Origin of the sequence: Trinickia dabaoshanensis, assembly GCF_002879885.1 — a bacterium.
GTDB classification, from domain to species: Bacteria; Pseudomonadota; Gammaproteobacteria; order Burkholderiales; family Burkholderiaceae; genus Trinickia; species Trinickia dabaoshanensis.
In genome coordinates, this window is the sequence record NZ_PNYA01000026.1 from 1 (window position 1) to 19862 (window position 19862).

Here is a 19862-nt window from a genome sequence, read left to right on the forward strand (position 1 = left end):
ATGGAACCGCTCGGCTATATCCCGCCCGCTGAAGCTGAGGCAAACTACTACCGGCAACTCTGCAACCCAGTTGCAATGCCGGCATCAACTTAAACCAACCAGCCTCCACGATTCCCGGGGCGGTTCAGGGCGCACTGCACGGCGCACTCCAATCGTTCGCGGCGATGATCGCGCTCGCGCTCGGCAGTGCCGTTTTGCGCTACCTGACGTACGCCGGCATCATCGCGCTGACGCTGCGAATGATGAGCGAAATCGCGGGCGACGCGTTCCATCGCGTGCAGCGCTTGTCGACCGACTGGCATGCGAACAGCTTCGCCGGCTCCACCGTGCGCAAGATCACGCGCGGTATGTGGGCGCTCGACATGCTCAACGACACGCTGCTGCTCGGCCTCTTGCCGTCCGTCGTCATGCTGGTCGGCGCGACGATCTTGCTCGGCATGCACTGGCCGATCATGGGTGCCGTCGTCGGCGTGGGCGCGGTGCTGTACATCGGCACGACCGTGGCGTTGACGATCGGCGTGGTCGCGCCCGCCGCGCGGCTTGGCAATGCGTGGGACACGCGCATGGGCGGCGCGCTCGCCGACGCCGTAACTTGCAATCCCGTGGTCAAGGCATTCGGCGCGGAGTTGCGCGAAGAGCAGCGTTTGTCGCGCGTGATCGGCAAGTGGCGCCATCGCACGCGCCGTGCGTGGGTGCGCGGTACGTTCAACGGTAGCCTGCAAAACGTCATGCTCGCGTTCATGCAAGCCGCCATGCTCGGCGTGGGACTCGTGCTGTGGCTCGAGGGCCGGGCCGGCGTGGGCGACCTCGCATTTTCGTTGACGATGTTCTTGGTCTTGCAAGGTTATCTGCGCGACGTCGGCATGCTCGTGCGTCAATTGCAGCGGTCGGTGAACGATATGGAAGAGCTGGCGCAATTGACGCGGCAACCGCTCGGCATCGACGACAAGCCCGGTGCGGGTTCGCTCGTCGTCGAGCGCGGCGAGATCCGCTTCGAGCACGTGACGTTCCGCTACGACGCGCACGCCGAGCCCTTGTACGCCGATTTCTCCGTACGGATCGCGCCGGGCGAACGGGTGGGCTTGATCGGACATTCGGGCTCGGGCAAGACGACGTTCATCAAGCTGATCCAACGCTTGTACGACGTCTCGGAGGGCGCCATCACCATCGACGGGCAAAACATCGCCGACGTCCGGCAAGCCTCGCTGCGTTCGCAAATCGCGATCGTGCAGCAAGAGCCGCTTTTGTTTCATCGTTCGCTGGCCGAGAACATCGCTTATGCGCGCCCGGGCGCCTCGCAGGTCGAAATCGAACGCGCCGCAAGGCTCGCCAACGCGCACGAGTTCATCATGTCGCTGCCGAACGGCTATGACACGCTCGTGGGCGAGCGCGGCGTGAAGCTCTCGGGTGGCGAGCGTCAACGCGTGGCAATCGCGCGTGCTTTCTTGGCGGATGCGCCGGTGCTCATTTTCGATGAGGCCACGTCGAGCCTCGATAGCGAAAGCGAAGCGTCGATTCAGCAAGCCATGGAGCGGTTGATGCAAGGGCGCACCACGTTGGTCGTCGCGCATCGGCTGTCGACGGTTCGCTCGCTCGATCGACTGCTCGTGCTGGACAAGGGCCGTATCGTCGAAGAAGGCAATCACGAGGCGTTGATCCGGCTCGATGGCGGCTTGTATCGACGCTTGTTCGAGCGGCAGGCGCTCGAGTTGACGAAGGGTTTGACGGCCGAGTCCCATCGCGCCGTGGCGGCCGCGATCGACGTCGCCTGAGCGAGCCGGGCGAGCTAGTAGAAAATAGCGGTTCAAGGGCTGGGTCCGTGGTGAACGGACCCAGCTTTTTTTTCGTCCGCATCGGATCAAAGACGAGATGCGGAAAATTACCCTCCTGGATTTGGTAGCGAGGTGTTATGCGAATCTTTAATCAATGGATAAAAATCGTAATCCGTGTTAATGCGGTTTTCATGTAATGGAAATGAAAAAACGTCGTACATAACGGTTTATTCAGATTAGTGACACTTTTCTAATTGAATGATTTCCCTTACGTCCAGCGTAATTTGATGCTTCACTCCAATGCGCCGTGTGGCGCCTGCAGCAAGGGTTCCATCGCGGTTGTGTTTAAAACGCCGTATGAATTTCTATTCGACATTTCATTTAAATGGAATTGGAGGAAATAGCATGGCTAGGACGTTCAAGAAGAAAATAATGAGTAGTTTGGCGGCGCTCGCCCTCGGCAGCGCCTCATTAGCGGGATTCGCCAGTTCCGCCGCGGTTCTTGCGCTTGCCGAACCGAGTGCCGCCATGGCGGATACGGGGCCGGCGGTGGACGATTACGCCGCGACGCAATATCCGATCGTGCTGGTGCACGGGCTCTCGGGCACCGATCGCTATGCGAACGTGCTCGACTACTGGTACGGCGTGGCAAGCGATCTCGAAGCGCATGGCGCCAATGTCTATGTGGCGAACCTATCGGGCTTCCAGGGCGATCTGGGGCCGAACGGACGCGGCGAGCAATTGCTGGCCTACGTGCAGCAAGTGCTCGCGGCAACGGGAGCGCAAAAGGTGAACCTCATCGGCCACAGCCAAGGCGGACTGACGGTGCGATACGTCGCCGCGGTTGCGCCCGACCTAGTCGCATCGGTGACGACGATCGGCACGCCGCATCGTGGCTCCGAATTCGCGGATTACGTGGCCGGCGTGCTCGCGAAAGACCCGACGGGTTTGGCCGAGCCGTTGATCGCGAAGTTCGCCAATCTGCTCGGTACGCTCTTCAGCAGCAACTTCAACACGAATCAAGACGCGATCGCCGCATTGACCGCGCTGACCACGTCGGGGGCGGCTCAGTACAACCAAGCCGTGCCGAGCGCCGGCCTCGGCGCTCCCGGCTCGTGCCAGACGGGCGCTGCGACCGAGACCGTCAACGGCAACGTGCATTACCTGTATTCGTGGGCGGGCAGCGCGATTCAGCCGACATGGTCCGCGCTCGGGTTGCAGGGCGCGAGCGACACGAGCGTATCGGGACCGCTCGATCCGGCCAATATCAAAGATCCGTCCACGGTGACGCTGTACGGTTCCGGGACGATCATGGTCAATCGGAACTCGGGTCCGAACGACGGGCTCGTATCGGTGTGTAGCGCGCTCTTCGGTCAAGTCTTGAGCACGAGCTATCACTGGGATCACGTCGACGAAATCAATCAAGTGCTGGGCGTGCTGGGTCAAAATGCGGAAGACCCGCTCGCGGTGATTCGCGCGCATGCCAACCGGCTGAAAGTTCAGGGGCTGTAACTCATGATGCGCCCTGCCGATGCAAAGAAGACCGCGGGTACGCTCGCGCTGTTCGGTCTAGCCGGTGCCGCCGCCGCTACCGCGATCTGGTTTTTCAATGCGCCGGCCAGGGCGCCTAGCGCACGCTCGCCCGACCCCGTCGTCGCGGCGAGCGGTGCCTTGCCGGCCCACGCGGCGCGCCCGGGTGCCACCCCGGTGGCGCCCTCGCTACCCGTTTCGCTAAACGGCTCCACGCCGCCGCGGCTAGCGCTCGATGACCACGGTCATTTGCGCAAAACACGCGGCGTACGCGAGTTCTTCGACTATTTCCTCACGGCGCAACACGAGATGCCGCACCCGGCGCTCGATGCGCTCGTGCGCCGGGAGATCGCGGCGCAACTCGACGGCACGGTGGCGCAGCCCGAGGCGCTCGATGCGTGGCAACGCTATGAGGCTTACCTCGCGGCGATGAGCAGCTTGCGCCAACTTTCCACGTCGGCGCCGGCGGACGGCACCGCTCGCACGAGCGATCTCGATGCGATGCAATCCTCGCTGGACGAGTGCGCGTCGGTCGCGACGCGAACGCTCGGCGCCGATTGGAGCGAAGCCTTTTTCGGCGCCGACTGGCGGCACGCGCATTACATGATCGAGCGCTGGCGGGTGCTGCGCGATTCGAGTTTGAGCGAGGCGCAAAAGGCGGCGCGCCTGCAAGCGCTCGCGCAAAGCTTGCCGCCTCGGGAGCGCGCCGCCCTAGAGAAAAGCGAAGACGCTCAGGCGCGCATTCAAGCCGTAGCGACGCTCGAGCAACAAGGGATGACGCTCGATCAGTTGCGAGCGAAGGCTACGCAGGAATTCGGGCCCCAAGCGGCGGAACGCATCGTGAAGATGCAGCAAAGCGATGACGCGTGGCATGCGAAATATGCCGACTACACCGTGCAGCGCGAGCGCATCGACGCGATGGGCCTATCGCCGGCCGAGCGCGAGGCGCAAGTCGCGCAGCTCAGGCAGCGGGTATTCGCCGATCCCGGGCAGGCACTTCGCGCGGCGTCGTTGGATCGTGGGGCGGGGCGGTAAGCCGCACGGGTATGGGGGTGCCCCTTGCCCCGGCTGGGGTATTCCCATCGCTTTCAGCCCGCGATGCCATATCGCATAAAAACAAACCGGTATTTACAGCTTCGGGCCGTCATCTTCTACAAATGCTTATCAATGAAATTCGCGGATGCTTATCGCCGCGTATTCGGTTTGACTGTTGAATTTTCGGCTGCTATGTTCACGCGGAACAAATGATTTCTAGTACCCGCGCGCCCTACTAACCAGTCGGTCTCATCGGCATCGTCCCATCGAAGGGCCGGTTCTTGCTCCACCCGGCCAGGTGGTCTCACGCGGGCAGCCCAGCGGCTGCTCGCAGGACGTCCGACGTTCATTCCATTTGCACATGGGAGGGCTCGATGTCGCCATAAATCGCGCGAAAAAATTCGATTATTCATCGGCCGCACATCATCGAATCCCGGAGCTAGTGCCATAAGCCATGCCGCCGGGTTTTTCAAAAAGAACCGCGGAGTTTCTCATGTCGAAGAATAAGAAAACCGATTCCATGATTTTCAAGCGTTTTTCATTGGCAGCGCTTCCTCTTGCGATCGCGCTTGCGCAACTGCCGTCGAGCGCACAAGCGGCGACGTCTTGGGTATCGACGGCGACGAGCGCGTTTTTGCTTCCCGGTGCGCAGCGCACGGCCGGCGTTCGCCCCGATACGAGCGTTGCGGCGCCGACCGGCTACGCACTCAACGTTTCCGGTATGCCGGCACTGACCGATACGAAAGTGACGCCGCTCGAAGTGAGCCAGCCATTGCATATCGTGGTGGTGCTGAAGGGCCGCGACGAGGCGGGGCTCGATGCGCTGTTGCGGGAGCAGAGCGAGCCCGGAAGCGCGAACTATCAGCGGTATTTGACCACCGCCGAATTCAACGAGCGTTTCGCTCCGACGCAAGCGCAGGTGAAAGCCGTGGTCGCGCACCTGCGGGCGAACGGCTTCGGCAACATCTCGGTTTCGGAAAACAACAAGCTGATTTCCGCCGAAGGCAACGTCGAGAATGCGCGCGGCGCCTTCAACGTGACCCTCAAACGTTTCAACTATCGCGGCAAATCGGTCTACGGCAACGATGCCCCCGCTCAAGTGCCGGGTGAACTCGGCGGCGCGGTGCAGGCCGTGTTGGGTCTGCAAAACGCGGAAGTGCCGCACCGGCTGATCCATCGTCTGTTGCCCCCGAGCGCGTTGATCGGCGAGCAAGACCATGCCGCGCAAATGCTTTCCGGTCAGCAGGTGGGCCACAAGCCCACCGATTTCGCGCAGATCTACGGCGCGAGCGGCCTGCCGCCCGCGACGAAAACGACGGTCGGCATCGTCACCTGGGGCGATATGACCCAAACGATCGCGGACCTGAAGCAATTCACGCAAAGCGCCGGTTTGCCGACGGTCAACACGGCCGTGGTGCCGGGCGGCCAGGGCACGCTCGCCGACGACGGCGATCCGGCCGAATGGGACTTGGATAGCCAGGACATCGTCGGCGTCTCGGGCGGCGTGAAAAAGCTCGTTTTCTACGCGGCGATCAATGGCGACAGCAGCGACAGTGGCTTGACCGATGCCACGTTGACGCAGACCTACAACACGGTGGCGACGCGTAACGAGGCGAAGCTCATCAACGTGTCGCTCGGCGAAGACGAAGCGGCCGCATACGCGGACGGCTCGCTCAAGGCGAACGACGCCGCGTTCAAGCAGGCGGCGGCACAGGGCCAGATCTTCTCGATCGCCTCCGGCGATGCGGGCGTCTATCAATGGTCCTACTCGCCGCAAGGCGCCCCGGGATTCATCGGCAATTACAACGGCAGCGGCACGGCGATCACCACGACGATTCCGATGACGAAGTACAGCGTGTCGTGGCCGGCGAGTTCGCCCTATGTGGTCGCGGTCGGCGGCACGACGCTCGCGACGACGAACAGGACGACCTGGGCCGGCGAGACCGTGTGGAACGAAGGCGCGGCCTATGCCGATCTCGATTTCTTCGGCAACCCGGCCGATAATGCCGCCCGCATCTGGGCGACGGGTGGCGGCGTGAGTTCGTACGAGGCGGTGCCCGCGTGGCAAACGGCGGTGCTCGGTTCGGCGGTGAAGAAGCGGGCGTTGCCCGATGTGGCATTCGATGCTGCCTCGAGTACGGGGGCGCTGATCGTCATCGGCGGCCAGGCAGACCAGCAGGTGGGCGGCACGAGCCTGTCGTCGCCGATTTTCGTGGGTGGTTTTGCGCGGATCGAGTCGGCGCACAACAACGTCATCGGTCTGCCGACTTCGTGCTTGTATAGGAAGCTATCGAGCAATAAGGCGCTCGTGCGCGACGTGACCGCCTCCAGCAACAACGGCTATGGCCAGTACGGCTATAAGCCGGCGACCGGGTGGGACCACGACACGGGTTTCGGCAGCCTGCAGTTTTCCAAGCTGAGCGCGACGTATTGACGGATCGCGTGTTCGAAACCGCTCCGCGGGCACCGCGCAACGCGTGTCCGCGGCCGGACGAAGCGGGTCAAGCGGGTCAAGCGGGTCAAGCCGCGCGCGCCGATCCGATCGCGATGTGCCGCTCGATGACACGAGCCAGCGCATCGAACGCCGGGCCGATCCGCTCATGCGGCACGCACGCGTAGCCGAGCAGCAGGCCCGTCTTCGCTGCGTCCTCGTGGCTGTAGTAAGTGGAGAGCGGCCTCACGATCACGCCTGCTTCGAAAGCCGCGGACGTGATGGCTCGGTCATCGGTGCCGTCGGGCAAGCCGAGCACGAAGTGCAGGCCCGCTTCGTCGCCCATGACCGGCAGCGCGTCGCCGAAGCGGGCGGTGATCGCATCGATAAGGATTTGGCGGCGCTCACCGTACATCGTTCGCATGCGGCGCACGTGCGATGTCAGATAGCCGTCCATGATGAACTCGGCCAGCACCGCTTGGTGCATCAGTTGGCCTTCGCGATAGAGTTCGGCCACGCCCGTGCGGAACGTATCCACCAGATGCTCCGGGGCGACCATATACCCGATGCGCAGGCCCGGATACAAGATCTTCCCCAAGCTGCCGACATAAATGACCCGTCCCGCTTCATCGAGTCCTTGCAGCGAGGCGATCGGGCGGCTGCCGTAGCGAAACTCGCTGTCGTAATCGTCCTCGACGATCCATACCCCGTGCTGACGCGCGTATTCGAGCAACGTCCGGCGACGGGCAAGACTCATCACCATGCCGAGCGGATATTGATGCGACGGCGTGACGACCGCGATGCGCGGCGGCGCCGAGAGCGCGGGCCCGCGCGGATTCAACCCTTCGTTGTCCACAGGCATCGGATCGAGTTCGAGCCCCGCCGCTTGCAGCACACTGCGCGCACCCCAGTAACACGGCTCCTCCACCCAGGCGCGATCGCCGACGTCGGCCAATAGCCGAACGGCAAGGTCCATCGATTGATGAATACCCGTCGTGATGATGATTTGATCGGGAGAGCATTTGACCGACCGCGCCACGCGCAAATAATCCGACAATGCGCGCCGCAACGGCCGGTAGCCGCTGCCGGGAGAGTAGGTCAGCAAGTCGGGGTTCGCCTCTTTCCATAGCCGCGCTTGCAAGCGGCTCCAGGTACGGGCGGGAAATTCGGTGACGTCGGGCACGCCCGGCATAAAGGCGCCCCATTGCTTGGGCGCCACGCCCGCGCGTCCGATCAGACGCCGGCCGCGCGCCGACAGACTTTGCTGAGCGAGCGCTTCGCGCGGCTTGCTCGGCTCGTTCGCGCGCGGCGCGCACCGGGGCCGAACCGCGCTCGCGTCCGGACGCGTGTCGGCTACATAAGTGCCGCTGCCCGTGGTCGAGAGCACATAACCTTCGGCCGTCAGTTGGTCATATACGCGCAGAACCGTGTTGCGTGCGATATCGAGATCGTCCGCCAGCATTCTCGAACTCGGCAACTTCGTGCCGGGAGCCAGTTGGCCTGTCAGGATGGCCTGCTGCACAAGGCGCAGCACCTGGCGGTACATCGGCTCGGCCGCGCCGCGTTCCAGTCTGGCCGCGAGCCAGTCCGACAGAATGATCGTATCCAAAGTGGTTCCCTTCGGAATAATGAAATGGTTCCGTTGCGTGGAACCGTGACCGATTATATTGGATTGCAACTGCGGTGCGGAGCTCGCTCGTCGATGGAGCCAATCCTCGCAACCGCGGACTGCGGAGCGAGGCGTGGTATGTAAGCGCTGAAATCATTGTGCCGAGCGCGAGCGGTGCTTGCGATCGAGCGCAGCGTGGGGCCTCGGCGAACGCTCGAGCGCCGCTCAAGGCGAAACGGAGACAACGGACGATGAAGACGGATCAGGTGATCGTGAGCTTTCGCGGCGTGCGAAAGACGTATGACGGGGAAACGCTCGTCGTCAAATCGCTCGACCTCGACATTTATCAGGGCGAATTTTTGACGTTGCTGGGGCCGTCCGGTTCGGGCAAGACCACTTGTCTGATGATGCTGGCCGGCTTCGAATTCCCCACCGGCGGGGAGATTCGTCTCGACGGCCAACTGCTCAACACGGTGCCGCCGCATAAGCGCAACATCGGCATGGTGTTCCAAAACTACGCGCTCTTTCCGCACATGACGGTGGAACAGAACGTCGCCTATCCGCTGACGGTACGCAACCTAGGCGCCGCCGAGCGCGCCCACCGGGTGGCCGAAGCGCTGAAGATGGTGCGCATGGAAGGTTTCGCCAAGCGTTATCCGTCGCAACTGTCGGGCGGGCAGCAACAGCGGATCGCGCTTGCGCGCGCACTGGTATTCGAGCCGAAGCTCGTGCTGATGGACGAACCGCTCGGCGCGCTCGATAAGCAGTTGCGCGAGCATATGCAATACGAACTCAAGGCGCTGCACGAGAAGCTCGGGGTGACGTTCGTCTATGTGACGCACGATCAGGGCGAAGCATTGACGATGTCCGATCGCGTTGCCGTGTTCGACAAAGGCATCGTGCAGCAGCTCGACACGGTGGACCGCCTCTACGAAACGCCGTGCAATGAATTCGTCGCGAACTTCATCGGCGACAGCAACCGCTTGCGCGGCACGATCGCCGATGTGGACGGAGAGTTTTGCCGCCTGCGCTTGAGCGACGGCACGCATGTCGTGGGCCGCAACGTGGCCGGTGCGCGGGCAGGGACGCCCGCCGTGGCCTGCATTCGTCCCGAACGGTTGCGTCTATCGACCGAAGCGGGCGAGCGGCAAGGCGGCAACGCGCTTGCGAGCGAAGTGCGCGGACTCATCTATTACGGCGATCACGTGCGCATGCGCTGCGCGCTGCCGCAACAAGACGAATGTTTCGTCAAGGTGCCCCTGAGTACCCAAGCACTCGACACCTACGTGCCGGGCGTGCCCGTCGCATTGGAGTTCGCCCCCGAGCATTTGCGCGTTTTCGCGTGAATGCGTGCGCTTACATCGAACAAATAGTCCCGTTAGCCCCCGCAAGACCCACGAAGACCCACGAAGATCCACGTTGAGGAGAGCCTAGATGAAGACGAACACCATCACGATGCGTCGCACTGCCGCGCGGGTAGCCGGCGCTTGTGCACTCACGATGCTCGGCGCGGCCGGCGTGTCGGCTGCCGAGCTGACCGTCGTCAATTTCGGCGGCGCCAACGCCGATGCGCAGAAGGTTGCCTACTACCAGCCGTTCGAACAGAAGACGGGCGACAAGGTGACCGCTGTCGAGTACAACGGCGAAACGGCCAAAATCAAGGCCATGGTGGAAGCCAAGCATGTGAACTGGGACGTCGTCGAAGTCGAATCCGGCGATTTGGGCCGCGGCTGCGACGAAGGCCTCTATGAAAAGCTCGACTGGTCGAAGATCGCCAAGAAGTCGGAATTGATTCCCGAGTCGCCGCGCACCTGCGGCGTGGGCTTTTTCGTATGGTCCACGGCGATCGCCTATAACGCCGACAAGCTGAAGACGGCGCCCACGGGCTGGGCCGACTTCTGGGACGTGAAGAAATTCCCCGGTAAGCGCGCCTTGCGCAAGGGCGCGCGCGGCAACCTCGAATTCGCCTTGATGGCGGACGGCGTTGCCCCGAAGGACGTCTACAAAGTACTGGCGACGAAGGCCGGGCAGGACCGCGCGTTCAAGAAGCTCGACGAACTGAAGCCGAACATCCAATGGTGGGAAGCGGGCGCACAGCCGCCGCAATTCCTGGTGGCCGGCGACGTGGTGATGTCGTCCGCGTTCAACGGCCGTATCGATGCCGCCCAACGTGAAGGCAAGAACCTGAAGGTGGTTTGGAACGGCAGCATCTACGACCTCGATTACTGGGTCATCCCGAAGGGTTCGCCCAACAAGGCGTTGGCCGAGCAGTTCATTGCTTATTCGGTGTCGTCCAAGCCGCAACAGGTCTATGCGCAGCATATCGCCTACGGACCCGCGAATCGCGATGCGATCAAGTCGCTCGATGCGAAGACGCTGTCGAACCTGCCGAATTCGCCGGCCAACGGGAAGAACGCCGTCTTGCAAGATGCGGCGTTCTGGACCGATTACGGCGACGAGCTCGAGCAGCGTTTTACTTCGTGGGCGTCGAAGTAACGTCGCCGCGCGTTTAGGTGGTAGCGGCCATGCCGGTGCGACTGCCGGTGTGGCCGAGTAACAGCACGCGGCGCCGCCCGCTTCAAAAGCCGGGCGGCACACCGCGAGAAGGATAAGGGCAGGGTGGGGGCAATGCAGGAGATGAGCGTGCAAACGATGACGATACCGGGCGAGCCGAGCGACGCATCGACCGCGACTTTAAAGCGCGAGTTGAAAGCGGCACACGCACGCAAGCGACTGACGGCGCTGCTCTTGATTGCACCGCTTGCGATTTTTCTGTTCTTGATTTTCGTCGTGCCGATTGCGGCGCTGCTGACACGGGCGGTGCAAAACCCCGAAGTGGCCGACGCGCTGCCTAAAACCGCTGCCGTATTGAGCCATTGGGATCGCAAGAGCGAACCGCCGGCGGGGGCCTACGTTGCGCTCGCTACCGACTTGGCCGCGACGCAGGACGGCCAAATCATGGGCAGTTTGGAGCGCCGGTTGAACGTGGAGATTCCGGGGTTCCACTCACTGGTTTCGAAAACGGCCAATGCGTTGCCGTTCACCGACGACGATAGCCACCCGCTCAAACTATCCCCCGAACAATTGCGCGCGAAGCTGATCGACCTCGACGCGCGGTGGGGCGAGCTGCCGTATTGGCGAGCGATTGCAAAGAACGGCTCGCGCTATTCCCCGTTCTACCTGCTGGCCTCGCTCGATCATCGAGAAGATGCGTTCGGCCGGATCGAGAAAACCGACCCCGATCAACGCATTTATCTGAATGTGTTCAGCCGCACGTTCGTGATCGGCGCGGTGGTCACGCTCGCCGCGTTGCTGCTTGGCTATCCGCTCGCCTATTGGATTTCGACGCTGAGCGAACGCCGCGCGAACTTGGTCATGATCCTCGTGTTGATTCCGTTTTGGACGTCGATTCTCGTGCGGGTGGCCGCATGGATCGTCATCTTGCAGACGGAGGGACTCGTCAACCGGACGTTGCTCGATCTGCACGTGATTCAAGCGCCGCTCGAATTGCTGTTCAATCGCACCGGCGTCTACATTTCCATGACGCACATTTTGTTGCCGTTCATGATTTTGCCGCTCTATAGCGTGATGAAGTCGATTCCGGCGACCTATCAACGCGCCGCGGTTTCGCTGGGCAGTCATCCGTTCGCCGCGTTTTGGCGCGTGTACGTGCCGCAGACTTATCCGGGTATCGGCGCGGGCGCGTTGCTCGTGTTCATTCTGGCGATCGGCTACTACATCACGCCGGCGTTGCTGGGCGGACCGAACGATCAGATGGTGAGCTACTACGTGGCGTACTTCACGAACGTGACGATCAACTGGGGCATGGCCTGCGCGCTCGGCGGTCTGCTGCTCGCAGCGACGCTCGTGCTGTATGCGGTGTACGGCCGCTTTACGAAAGCGCAGCCGAGCCTATAGCGACGCGATTGCCTTGCAGTTCTCGACCCGTTGATTGGATTGACCCGCGATGCCCCCGAAGGGCATCGAGCCGGAGCCGACGATGAAACTTTCTAAACCGCTGTTCGCACCGCATACGTCGCTCGTCGAACGCGCGTGGTATTTCTTGTTGCGCGGCGCCGCCGTGCTGACGCTGCTGTATTTGATCTTGCCGGTACTGGCGATCGTGCCGCTCTCGTTTTCCTCTAGCACGTTCCTCGTCTATCCGATCCCGAGTTGGTCGTTGCGCTGGTACGAGCATTTGGTCACCTCCGATGCCTGGCGCATGGCGGCGAAGAACAGCTTTATCGTCGCCCCGTCGGCCACGATCTTGGCGACGGTGCTCGGCACGCTGGCGGCGCTGGGCCTGGCCAAAGCGAACTTCCGCGGCAAGGCGATTCTGATGGCGATCTTGATTTCGCCGATGGTGGTGCCCGTGATCGTGGTGGGCGTGGGCATGTATTTGTTTTTCGCGCCGCTCGGTCTTGCCAATACTTATATCGGCCTGATCATGGCGCATGCGGCGCTGGGTGTGCCGTTCGTGGTCACGACCGTCGGCGCCACCTTGCAAGGATTCGACGGCAACCTCGTTCGGGCCAGCCTCTCGCTCGGGGCCAATCCGACTCGTACGTTCTTCCGGATTACGTTGCCGGTCATCGCGCCGGGCGTCATTTCCGGTGCGTTGTTCGCATTCGCTACTTCGTTCGACGAAGTGGTGGTGACGTTGTTTCTCGCGGGGGCCGACCAAACGACGCTGCCGCGTCAGATGTTCACCGGCATCCGCGAGAACATTACGCCGACCATCGCCGCGCTCGCCACGATATTGATTCTGTTTTCGACGGGGTTACTGCTGGCATTGGAATGGCTGCGTGGAAGAAACGCGGCGCGCGCGGTTGCTTGAGATCAGGCGGTATTGACCTTTTCTAGCGGCTTATTCTCCCGCCGGCGTATAGATCGCCAACTTCAGCGCCGGGTCGTCGTTCGCTTGAAACGTAGCGTACTCATAGCGTTGCACGCCCCGTTTCGGATGCACGAGCACCTTATGCCCCGAGGCGGGACCGCGCACGTCGTGCGCTTTCCACCACTTGGCGAACGAAGAACTCGCCGCCCGCAATTGCTCCACCAATTCGACGAATGCCGGGTCGTTCGCATGAACGTCGTATGTCGCGCGAAAGAGCGCGATCATCCGGCGCGCTTCATCGGCCCAAGTCGCGTCGAACAATTGCTGCGCGTTCGGTTCCGTGAACATATAGACCAGCACGTTGCGATTCGCCGGCGCCACGCGGCCGAAACCGAACAAATCCTGTGCCGCCTTGTTCCAGGCGAGGATGTCCCATCGTCGTCCGGTGACGTAGGCCGGCAGCGAAATCCGCGAGATCATCCGCACGACAGCGGGCGGGACGCGCTCGGGCACGAAGGAGCGCCGATCGTCGCCCGAGGCAAGGGTTCGCAGATGCGCGGCCTCCGCTTTATTGAGCCGCAGCGCTTGGGCGAGCGCATCCAGCGTGGCCTCGGATGGACTGACCGTCCGGCCTTGCTCGAGCCGCACATACCAATCCACGCCGATGCCCGCCAGTTCGGCGACTTCTTCGCGACGCAAGCCCGGTGTGCGCCGCCGCCGCCCCGTTTTGAGCATGCGCGGATCGGGCGCCAGTTTTTCCCTGCGCGAACGTAGGAATTCTCCAAACTCACTGCGCCTCGACTCGGTCACGTGCGATCTCACTCGGTGGTATCAAGCAATCCTAGGATAGTACCAGGCCTGGCTACGAATCCCGCGGCTGCCAAAATGGTCTCATGCAACCCCTACCGACGGAGCATACGATGAAAGCAGCCGTACTGAAATCCCTGGGCCAGCCGCTCGCGATCGACCACATCGCAGACCCCGAGATGCGCTCGGGCGAAGCGATCGTGGATGTCGTTGCCGCCCCGGTGCTGCCCTACGCGAACGAAGTGTTCAGCGGCGAGCGCCGCTATCCGATCGAACTTCCCCTCGTGCCGGGCTGCGGCGCGATCGGACGCGTCAGGGCGAGCGGACCCGACGCAACGCGTCTGAAGGTGGGCGATTGGGTGTTTTGCGATCCGACCGTGCGATCGCGCGACGATGCGTCGATGCCCGACATTACGCTGCAAGGCTGGAGCGCGCGCGGCGAGGGCGGGCTGCGTCTGCACCGGTATTACCACGACGGCGCATTCGCCGAACAGATTCGCGTTCCGACGGAAAACGCGATACGTATCGGCAATATCGAACCGGAGCAGGCAGCGCGCTGGTGCGCGCTGACGGTCATGCTCGTGCCGTACGGCGGGCTCCTCGCCGCATCGTTTCAAGCCGGCGAAACGTTGCTCGTGAGCGGCGCCACCGGAAACTTCGGCAGTGCCGGCGTCGCGGTCGCGCTTGCGATGGGCGCGGGTTGCGTCGTCGCCCCTGGGCGTAACGAACGCGTGCTCGACGATCTACAGCGCCGATTCGGCGAGCGCGTGCGGACGGTCAAGCTATCGGGGAATGAGGAGGAAGACCGCGAGCGGATGCGAGAGGCGGCCCCCGGCCCGATCGATTGCGTGCTGGATTTGTTGCCGCCGTCGGCGCCGACCACTGCGGTACGAGCCGCATTGATGACGGTGCGCCCCTACGGACGGGTCGTTTTGATGGGCGGCGTGGGCATGCTCGGCGGCGACGGCCTCGACTTGCCTTATCCGTGGATCATGCGCAACGACATTACCGTGCGCGGAAAATGGATGTGTTCGCCCGACGCTATCCCGCGGATGGCGGCGCTCGTTCGTTCAGGATTGCTTCCGCTCGACCACATCGACGTCACGACGTTCTCACTCGATTGCGCGAACGAAGCCGTGGAGCACGCGGCGGAACATGCCGGGCCGTTTAGGATGACCGTCATTCAGCCGTAAGGACCGCATCTCCGCGCTTGAAAATGCGTTGGGGGGTATCGGCGATACCGGTAACAACGGTTGCCTTGTTAAGCGAATGCGGCAACGGAACAATGCCTGGTGATTCGAATCCCGATTCGCGACGTTCCGAATCGACCCACGGAGGAAAAGAAGCATGCGCATTTCGCTTTTGCACACGATCGACGGCAATAGGCGCGTCTTCGACGACGCAGCCACCGCACTGGGCCTGGATGTGGGTGGCCTGCGTCACGAAGTGCGCGCCGATTTGCGCGAAGCGGTTCAGCAGGCCGGAACGTTCTCGCTCGAATTGAAGGAGAGAACGAAGCGCTGCATCGCCGATCTCGCGGCCGAATCGGACGTCGTTATCGTGACGTGCGCGACGCTCTCGCCCGTCGTCGATGAGATGGAGGAGCGGGTCATTCCCATCATAAGGGCCGATAAAGCGCTCGCTGCCGCTGCGGCAAAAGCGGGTGGAAGGATCGTCGTGTTGTGCGCGCTCGAGTCTACCGTCGAACCTAATCGGAAGCTGTTCGAAGCGAATGTTACGAAGACCGGCACATCGGTCGACGTCGTTCACGTGGCAGACGTATGGACCCTTTACGGTAGCGCCGATTTTGCCGCATGCTTTGCGGCCGTCGCACATGCCGCCGACGAAGCCTACGAGGCCGGGGCGACGGTCGTTGCCTTCGCTCATCCGTGGATGGCGCCCGCCGCCGATCTCGTGCGCGCGGGGCCGCGCCCGCTGCACAGTGCGGAAAGTGCGCTGCGCGCAGCCGTGTCCGGATGATCCGCGCCGCCCCTACCGGCTGAATTCTTCGATCAGGAATGCAACGAACGCGCGAAGTTTCGGCGTGACGTGCTGCCGCGAAGGATAGATCGCGTACAACGTGGTCTGCACCGTGTCCCATCCATCCAGCGCCGTCTGCAGCCGTCCTTCCTTCAGATCGTCTTCGACATACGGAAGCGGGATGAGACTCAATCCGAAGCCGGCGCGCAATGCGTCGCGAATGGCAAGGCTCGATCCCACCGAGTAGCGCGCATCGATTGCGATGCGCTCGATGTGCTCGCCCTTTTTGAACTCCCAAACGTCCGCGTGCCCGGATAGGCTGAAGCGGATGCAGTTGTGCGCTTTCAAATCGGACGGCACGCCGGGCTTGCCATGCGCCTCGAAATAAGTGGGCGACGCACAGACCACATGCGGCATGACCGCCAGCGGTCTCGCGATCAAGCTCGAATCTTCCAAGCTGTCGGTGCCGCGAATGGCAAGGTCGAAACCTTCCTTGACGAGGTCGACCCGCCTATCGTCGAGGTGCAAGTCCAGTTTCAGGTCGGGGTAGCGCGCTAGAAATGCCGGGATGGCGGCCGATAAGCGCGTCAACGTCACGGTCATCGGCGCGCTGACGCGCAGGATGCCGCGCGGCGACGCCTTGATCGGCGATAAAGCGTGATCCGCTTCGGCGAGCGCATCGAGCCCGCGCGCGACATGCTCCAAGTAGATGCGCCCTTCTTCTGTGAGCGCCATTCGCCGCGTGGTGCGATTGATGAGCCGTGCACCGATGAACGTCTCCAATTCGGCGATATTCTTGCTGATCGCCGCCGCCGATAGCCCGAGCCGGCGCCCGGCTTCCGCGAAGCTGTTGAGTTCCGCCACGTGGCGAAAGACCTGCAAGGCGGTATAGCGATCCATCGATCATTCACCATCGGTTGATTTTGTTGTTCTGCGGCGAACATTATCATCGTTCGGTCAATTCCGTATGCTGATCGCAATCTCTTCTTCGCCGGATTGCGCAATGATCAACCCTACCGTCGCTTTAATCGAACAACGTATCTCCACGAACTTATTCGACACGTCGCATCGACTGGACGACACCGAAATCGAGGAGCTCGTGCGGCTCGCCACGCGCGCGCCCACTGCCTACAACCTTCAGAATTGGCGATTCATCGCCGTGCGCGATGCCGCATCGAAGGCCACGCTGCGCGAACTTTCGTTCGGTCAACAAAAGGTATCGAACGCCGCGGTCACGTTCATCGTGTGCGGCGTGCTGCCCCGTTCGGAAGGTATTCCCGAGCGGCTACGGCTTTTCGTAGAAGCGGGGCATATGCGGCCGGAAATGTCGTCGGCTTGGCAAGAAGGCGCGCAGGCCAAATACGCGGACCCGCAGGCCGCACGCGACGAGGCGATCCGCTCGGCGAGCTTGGGCGCCGCAACGCTGATTTACGCCGCTCAAGCGCTCGGTCTTGCCTCCGGCCCGATGAACGGATTCGACGCCGATGCCGTGGCGAAAGCGTTCGAGCTCGCGCACGACGAAGTCCCGGTGATGCTCGTTGCCGTCGGTCGAGCCGCACCGGGTAATTGGCCGCAGAAGCCGCGTCGCGCGCTATCGGAAGTTTTGCGAATCATATGAAAACCAATGCCGCCGACGTGCTGTCGACCGCCGTGGCCCCGGTCGTCTGGGGCAGTACGTATATCGTCACGACACAATTCCTGCCCAATTTCTCGCCGATGACAGTGGCGATGTTGCGCGCTCTACCGGCGGGCTTGCTGCTGCTCGCCATCGTGCGGCAGGTGCCGAGGGGCGCGGATTGGCTGCGCGTATTCATTCTCGGCGCCCTCAATATCTCGGTCTTCTTGAGCATGTTGTTCGTAGCAGCCTATCGGTTGCCCGGCGGCGTGGCGGGAACGGTGGCGGCGGTGCAGCCGTTGTTCGCGGTGTTCCTCGCGAGGCTGATACTGTCGAGTCCCTTGCGGCGAGTATCGATCGTCGCCGTGCTGATCGGTATCGCCGGGGTGGCGCTGCTCGTGCTGACGCCGCGTGCCGCGCTCGACCCGATCGGGGTCGCGGCAGGGCTCGCCGGGGCCGCGTCGATGGCCGTCGGCAACGTATTGGCGCGCAAGTGGCAACCGCCGGTCTCGCTGCTCGCCTTCACGGCATGGCAACTCACGGCCGGGGGTATTTTATTGATCCCTGTGGTACTGCTGTTCGCACCGCCGATGCCCGCGCCGACGTTGATGAATGCGGGCGCGCTCGCATGGCTTGCGTTGGTCGGCGCCGCGTTGACCTATGTTCTCTGGTTTCGCGGCGTTGCGCGGCTCGAATCGGCTGTGCTCTCGCCGCTGCTTTTCATTAGTCCGCTCACCGCGGCGGTGCTGGGATGGGTGTTCTTGAATCAGACGCTGACTCGGATTCAAATCGCCGGTATCGTGTTCGTCGTCGGCAGCATTTGGCTTAGCCAACGGCCCGCTCGCGCGGCCGGCGCGCCGATTTCGACTACGAACCTGCGTTCCAACCGATGAGAGAACATTGCCATGCGATTCGTGCGCGTCGCCTTGATGGTGCTCGGTATTTTCGTTGTGTCGCCCGTATGGGCGAAGATGGTGGCCAAACCTGTAAGTTGGCAGCTCGACGGCACGACGTTCAAAAGCATGCTCGTCTATGACGATGCCGTGACGGCCAAGCGGCCCGGGCTCTTGATGGTGCCGAATTGGTACGGCGTCAACGACATTGCCGTCAAGAAAGCCGAAATGATCGCCGGCAAAGACTACGTGATTCTGTTGACCGACATGTACGGCGACGGCGTCCGCCCGAAAAGCGACGACGACGCGCGTACCGCTGTCGCGCCGCTCTATCACGATCGCGGTTTGATGCGCGCGCGCATGGTTAAAGCCTTCGAACAATTGAAGGGGCAAGCCAAGGATGCGCCGGTCGATCTCTCGCGGCTGGCGGCAATCGGATTTTGTTTCGGCGGCGCCGCGGTGCTCGATTTGGCGCGGACCGGGTCCGATGTGAAGGCCGTCGTTGCCTTTCACGGAGACTTGAGCACGGACAATCCCGCGTTGGCGGCGAAGATCAAAGCGCGGGTACTCGCGATGAACGGTTCGGCGGATACGTTCACGATTGGACAGGTGCCCGACTTTACGAAGGGGATGGAGCAAGACTCTGCCGATTGGCAGTTCGTCGAAATCGGCCATGCGGTGCATTGCTTCACCGAAACCGAGGCGACGGCCAAGACGGGAAACTGCCGGTATGACGCGAAGGTCGCGGCGCGTTCCTATCGGCTGATGCGCGATTGGCTGACCGAAAGCTTCGCGGTGGATTCGAACGCCGCGGGAACCTAAGCGGCTGCCGCTCCGGGCGCCGACTGAGGCGCCTCCGAGCGACTTTCAAGCGCGACCAACTCAGATGCCGAAGAAGATCGACTTGGCACCGTCGGCCTTGGCCGAGGCACCCGAAGCCGACGAACCGGCTTGCACGCCACCAATCCCTTGATTGTTGCTGTTTTGCGCATTAACGCGAGCTTGCGCCAGTTGGGCATCGGCCGGGTAGTACGGGTCGTTGCTGAAATTCACGCGGCCGCCGGCTTGTGCGAATTGAACGAGTTCGGCCTTGACTTGCGCACGGGTGACGGGTGCGTTCGATTGAGCGAAAGCGGCCACGGGAGCGGCAAAGGCGGCGGCGATAACGACGGATTGAATGAGCGATTTCATGATTACTACCTCCAAGATTTAGTTGTCGTACCTGCTGGTTTCATCGAGTTCGTTGCGTGAACCGATGACTGAAGTGTAGTGATTTGCGGCTCTAGGGTTAACACCTACTTTGATAACTCATCGTTGCAAATCTGTTCACAATCGCTTGGCGCCGGCACGCTC

The 19862-nt window shown here is 62.4% G+C and carries 17 protein-coding genes; 13 read left to right on the forward strand and 4 right to left on the reverse strand.

Features of this window, described 5'->3' with window-relative positions:
- Positions 1-164 precede the first annotated feature (164 nt).
- From C0Z18_RS24215 to C0Z18_RS24230, 4 genes are all read left to right on the forward strand, one after another.
- Complete coding sequence (locus C0Z18_RS24215) at positions 165-1772, forward strand: ABC transporter ATP-binding protein (RefSeq protein WP_233217464.1); 1608 nt, start codon at positions 165-167, stop codon at positions 1770-1772.
- A gap of 405 nt (positions 1773-2177) precedes the next feature.
- Positions 2178-3284 (forward strand): triacylglycerol lipase, encoded by a 1107-nt coding sequence (locus tag C0Z18_RS24220; protein ID WP_102647998.1) that lies wholly within the window; start codon positions 2178-2180, stop codon positions 3282-3284.
- Between the two features lie 3 nt (positions 3285-3287).
- Positions 3288-4337, forward strand: coding sequence for a lipase secretion chaperone (locus C0Z18_RS24225; protein WP_233217465.1), 1050 nt, complete (start codon positions 3288-3290; stop codon positions 4335-4337).
- A 493-nt stretch (positions 4338-4830) separates the two neighbouring features.
- Positions 4831-6771, forward strand: a complete 1941-nt coding sequence (locus C0Z18_RS24230; RefSeq protein ID WP_102648085.1) for a S53 family peptidase — start codon at positions 4831-4833, stop codon at positions 6769-6771.
- Positions 6772-6856: 85 nt separating this feature from the next.
- On the opposite strand, the gene pdxR is transcribed toward C0Z18_RS24230, so the two are convergent.
- Positions 6857-8377: a MocR-like pyridoxine biosynthesis transcription factor PdxR gene (pdxR, locus tag C0Z18_RS24235; RefSeq protein ID WP_102647999.1), complete on the reverse strand. Its 1521-nt coding sequence runs from the start codon at positions 8375-8377 to the stop codon at positions 6857-6859.
- 251 nt (positions 8378-8628) lie between these two features.
- Between pdxR and C0Z18_RS24240 the strand changes: the two genes are divergently transcribed.
- From C0Z18_RS24240 to C0Z18_RS24255, 4 genes are all read left to right on the forward strand, one after another.
- Positions 8629-9723 carry an ABC transporter ATP-binding protein gene (locus C0Z18_RS24240; protein ID WP_102648000.1) on the forward strand — a complete coding sequence of 365 codons (1095 nt, stop codon included), beginning with the start codon at positions 8629-8631 and terminating at the stop codon, positions 9721-9723.
- An 88-nt stretch (positions 9724-9811) separates the two neighbouring features.
- Positions 9812-10873: an ABC transporter substrate-binding protein gene (locus C0Z18_RS24245; RefSeq protein WP_408647113.1), complete on the forward strand. Its 1062-nt coding sequence runs from the start codon at positions 9812-9814 to the stop codon at positions 10871-10873.
- 156 nt (positions 10874-11029) lie between these two features.
- Positions 11030-12295: an ABC transporter permease gene (locus tag C0Z18_RS24250; RefSeq protein WP_102648087.1), complete on the forward strand. Its 1266-nt coding sequence runs from the start codon at positions 11030-11032 to the stop codon at positions 12293-12295.
- 82 nt (positions 12296-12377) lie between these two features.
- Positions 12378-13214, forward strand: coding sequence for an ABC transporter permease (locus tag C0Z18_RS24255; RefSeq protein ID WP_102648088.1), 837 nt, complete (start codon positions 12378-12380; stop codon positions 13212-13214).
- A gap of 30 nt (positions 13215-13244) precedes the next feature.
- Here C0Z18_RS24255 and C0Z18_RS24260 read toward each other — a convergent pair whose 3' ends face one another.
- The gene (locus C0Z18_RS24260) at positions 13245-14036 is read right to left on the reverse strand and encodes a helix-turn-helix transcriptional regulator (protein ID WP_456300768.1); all 792 of its coding nucleotides are present in this window, start codon (positions 14034-14036) and stop codon (positions 13245-13247) included.
- Positions 14037-14134: 98 nt separating this feature from the next.
- Here C0Z18_RS24260 and C0Z18_RS24265 point away from each other — a divergent pair, with 98 nt between their 5' ends.
- Entirely contained in the window at positions 14135-15214 is a 1080-nt protein-coding gene (locus tag C0Z18_RS24265) for an alcohol dehydrogenase catalytic domain-containing protein (RefSeq protein WP_102648089.1), read from the forward strand.
- Between the two features lie 154 nt (positions 15215-15368).
- A complete protein-coding gene (locus C0Z18_RS24270) occupies positions 15369-16001 on the forward strand; it encodes an arylsulfatase (protein ID WP_102648002.1) in 633 nt (210 codons plus the stop codon).
- Between the two features lie 12 nt (positions 16002-16013).
- Here the strand turns inward: C0Z18_RS24270 and C0Z18_RS24275 are convergent, their stop codons facing one another.
- Complete coding sequence (locus C0Z18_RS24275) at positions 16014-16901, reverse strand: LysR family transcriptional regulator (protein WP_102648003.1); 888 nt, start codon at positions 16899-16901, stop codon at positions 16014-16016.
- A 103-nt stretch (positions 16902-17004) separates the two neighbouring features.
- Between C0Z18_RS24275 and C0Z18_RS24280 the strand changes: the two genes are divergently transcribed.
- From C0Z18_RS24280 to C0Z18_RS24290, 3 genes are read left to right on the forward strand one after another with little or no spacing between them, the layout of a single operon-like run.
- Positions 17005-17619 (forward strand): nitroreductase family protein, encoded by a 615-nt coding sequence (locus tag C0Z18_RS24280; protein ID WP_102648090.1) that lies wholly within the window; start codon positions 17005-17007, stop codon positions 17617-17619.
- The gene (locus C0Z18_RS24285; protein WP_102648004.1) at positions 17616-18509 is read left to right on the forward strand and encodes an EamA family transporter; all 894 of its coding nucleotides are present in this window, start codon (positions 17616-17618) and stop codon (positions 18507-18509) included. The genes C0Z18_RS24280 and C0Z18_RS24285 overlap by 4 nt, the downstream gene beginning before the upstream one ends.
- A gap of 12 nt (positions 18510-18521) precedes the next feature.
- The gene (locus tag C0Z18_RS24290; protein WP_102648005.1) at positions 18522-19331 is read left to right on the forward strand and encodes a dienelactone hydrolase family protein; all 810 of its coding nucleotides are present in this window, start codon (positions 18522-18524) and stop codon (positions 19329-19331) included.
- A 60-nt stretch (positions 19332-19391) separates the two neighbouring features.
- Here the strand turns inward: C0Z18_RS24290 and C0Z18_RS24295 are convergent, their stop codons facing one another.
- Positions 19392-19700: a DUF4148 domain-containing protein gene (locus tag C0Z18_RS24295; RefSeq protein ID WP_102648006.1), complete on the reverse strand. Its 309-nt coding sequence runs from the start codon at positions 19698-19700 to the stop codon at positions 19392-19394.
- Positions 19701-19862 lie beyond the last annotated feature (162 nt).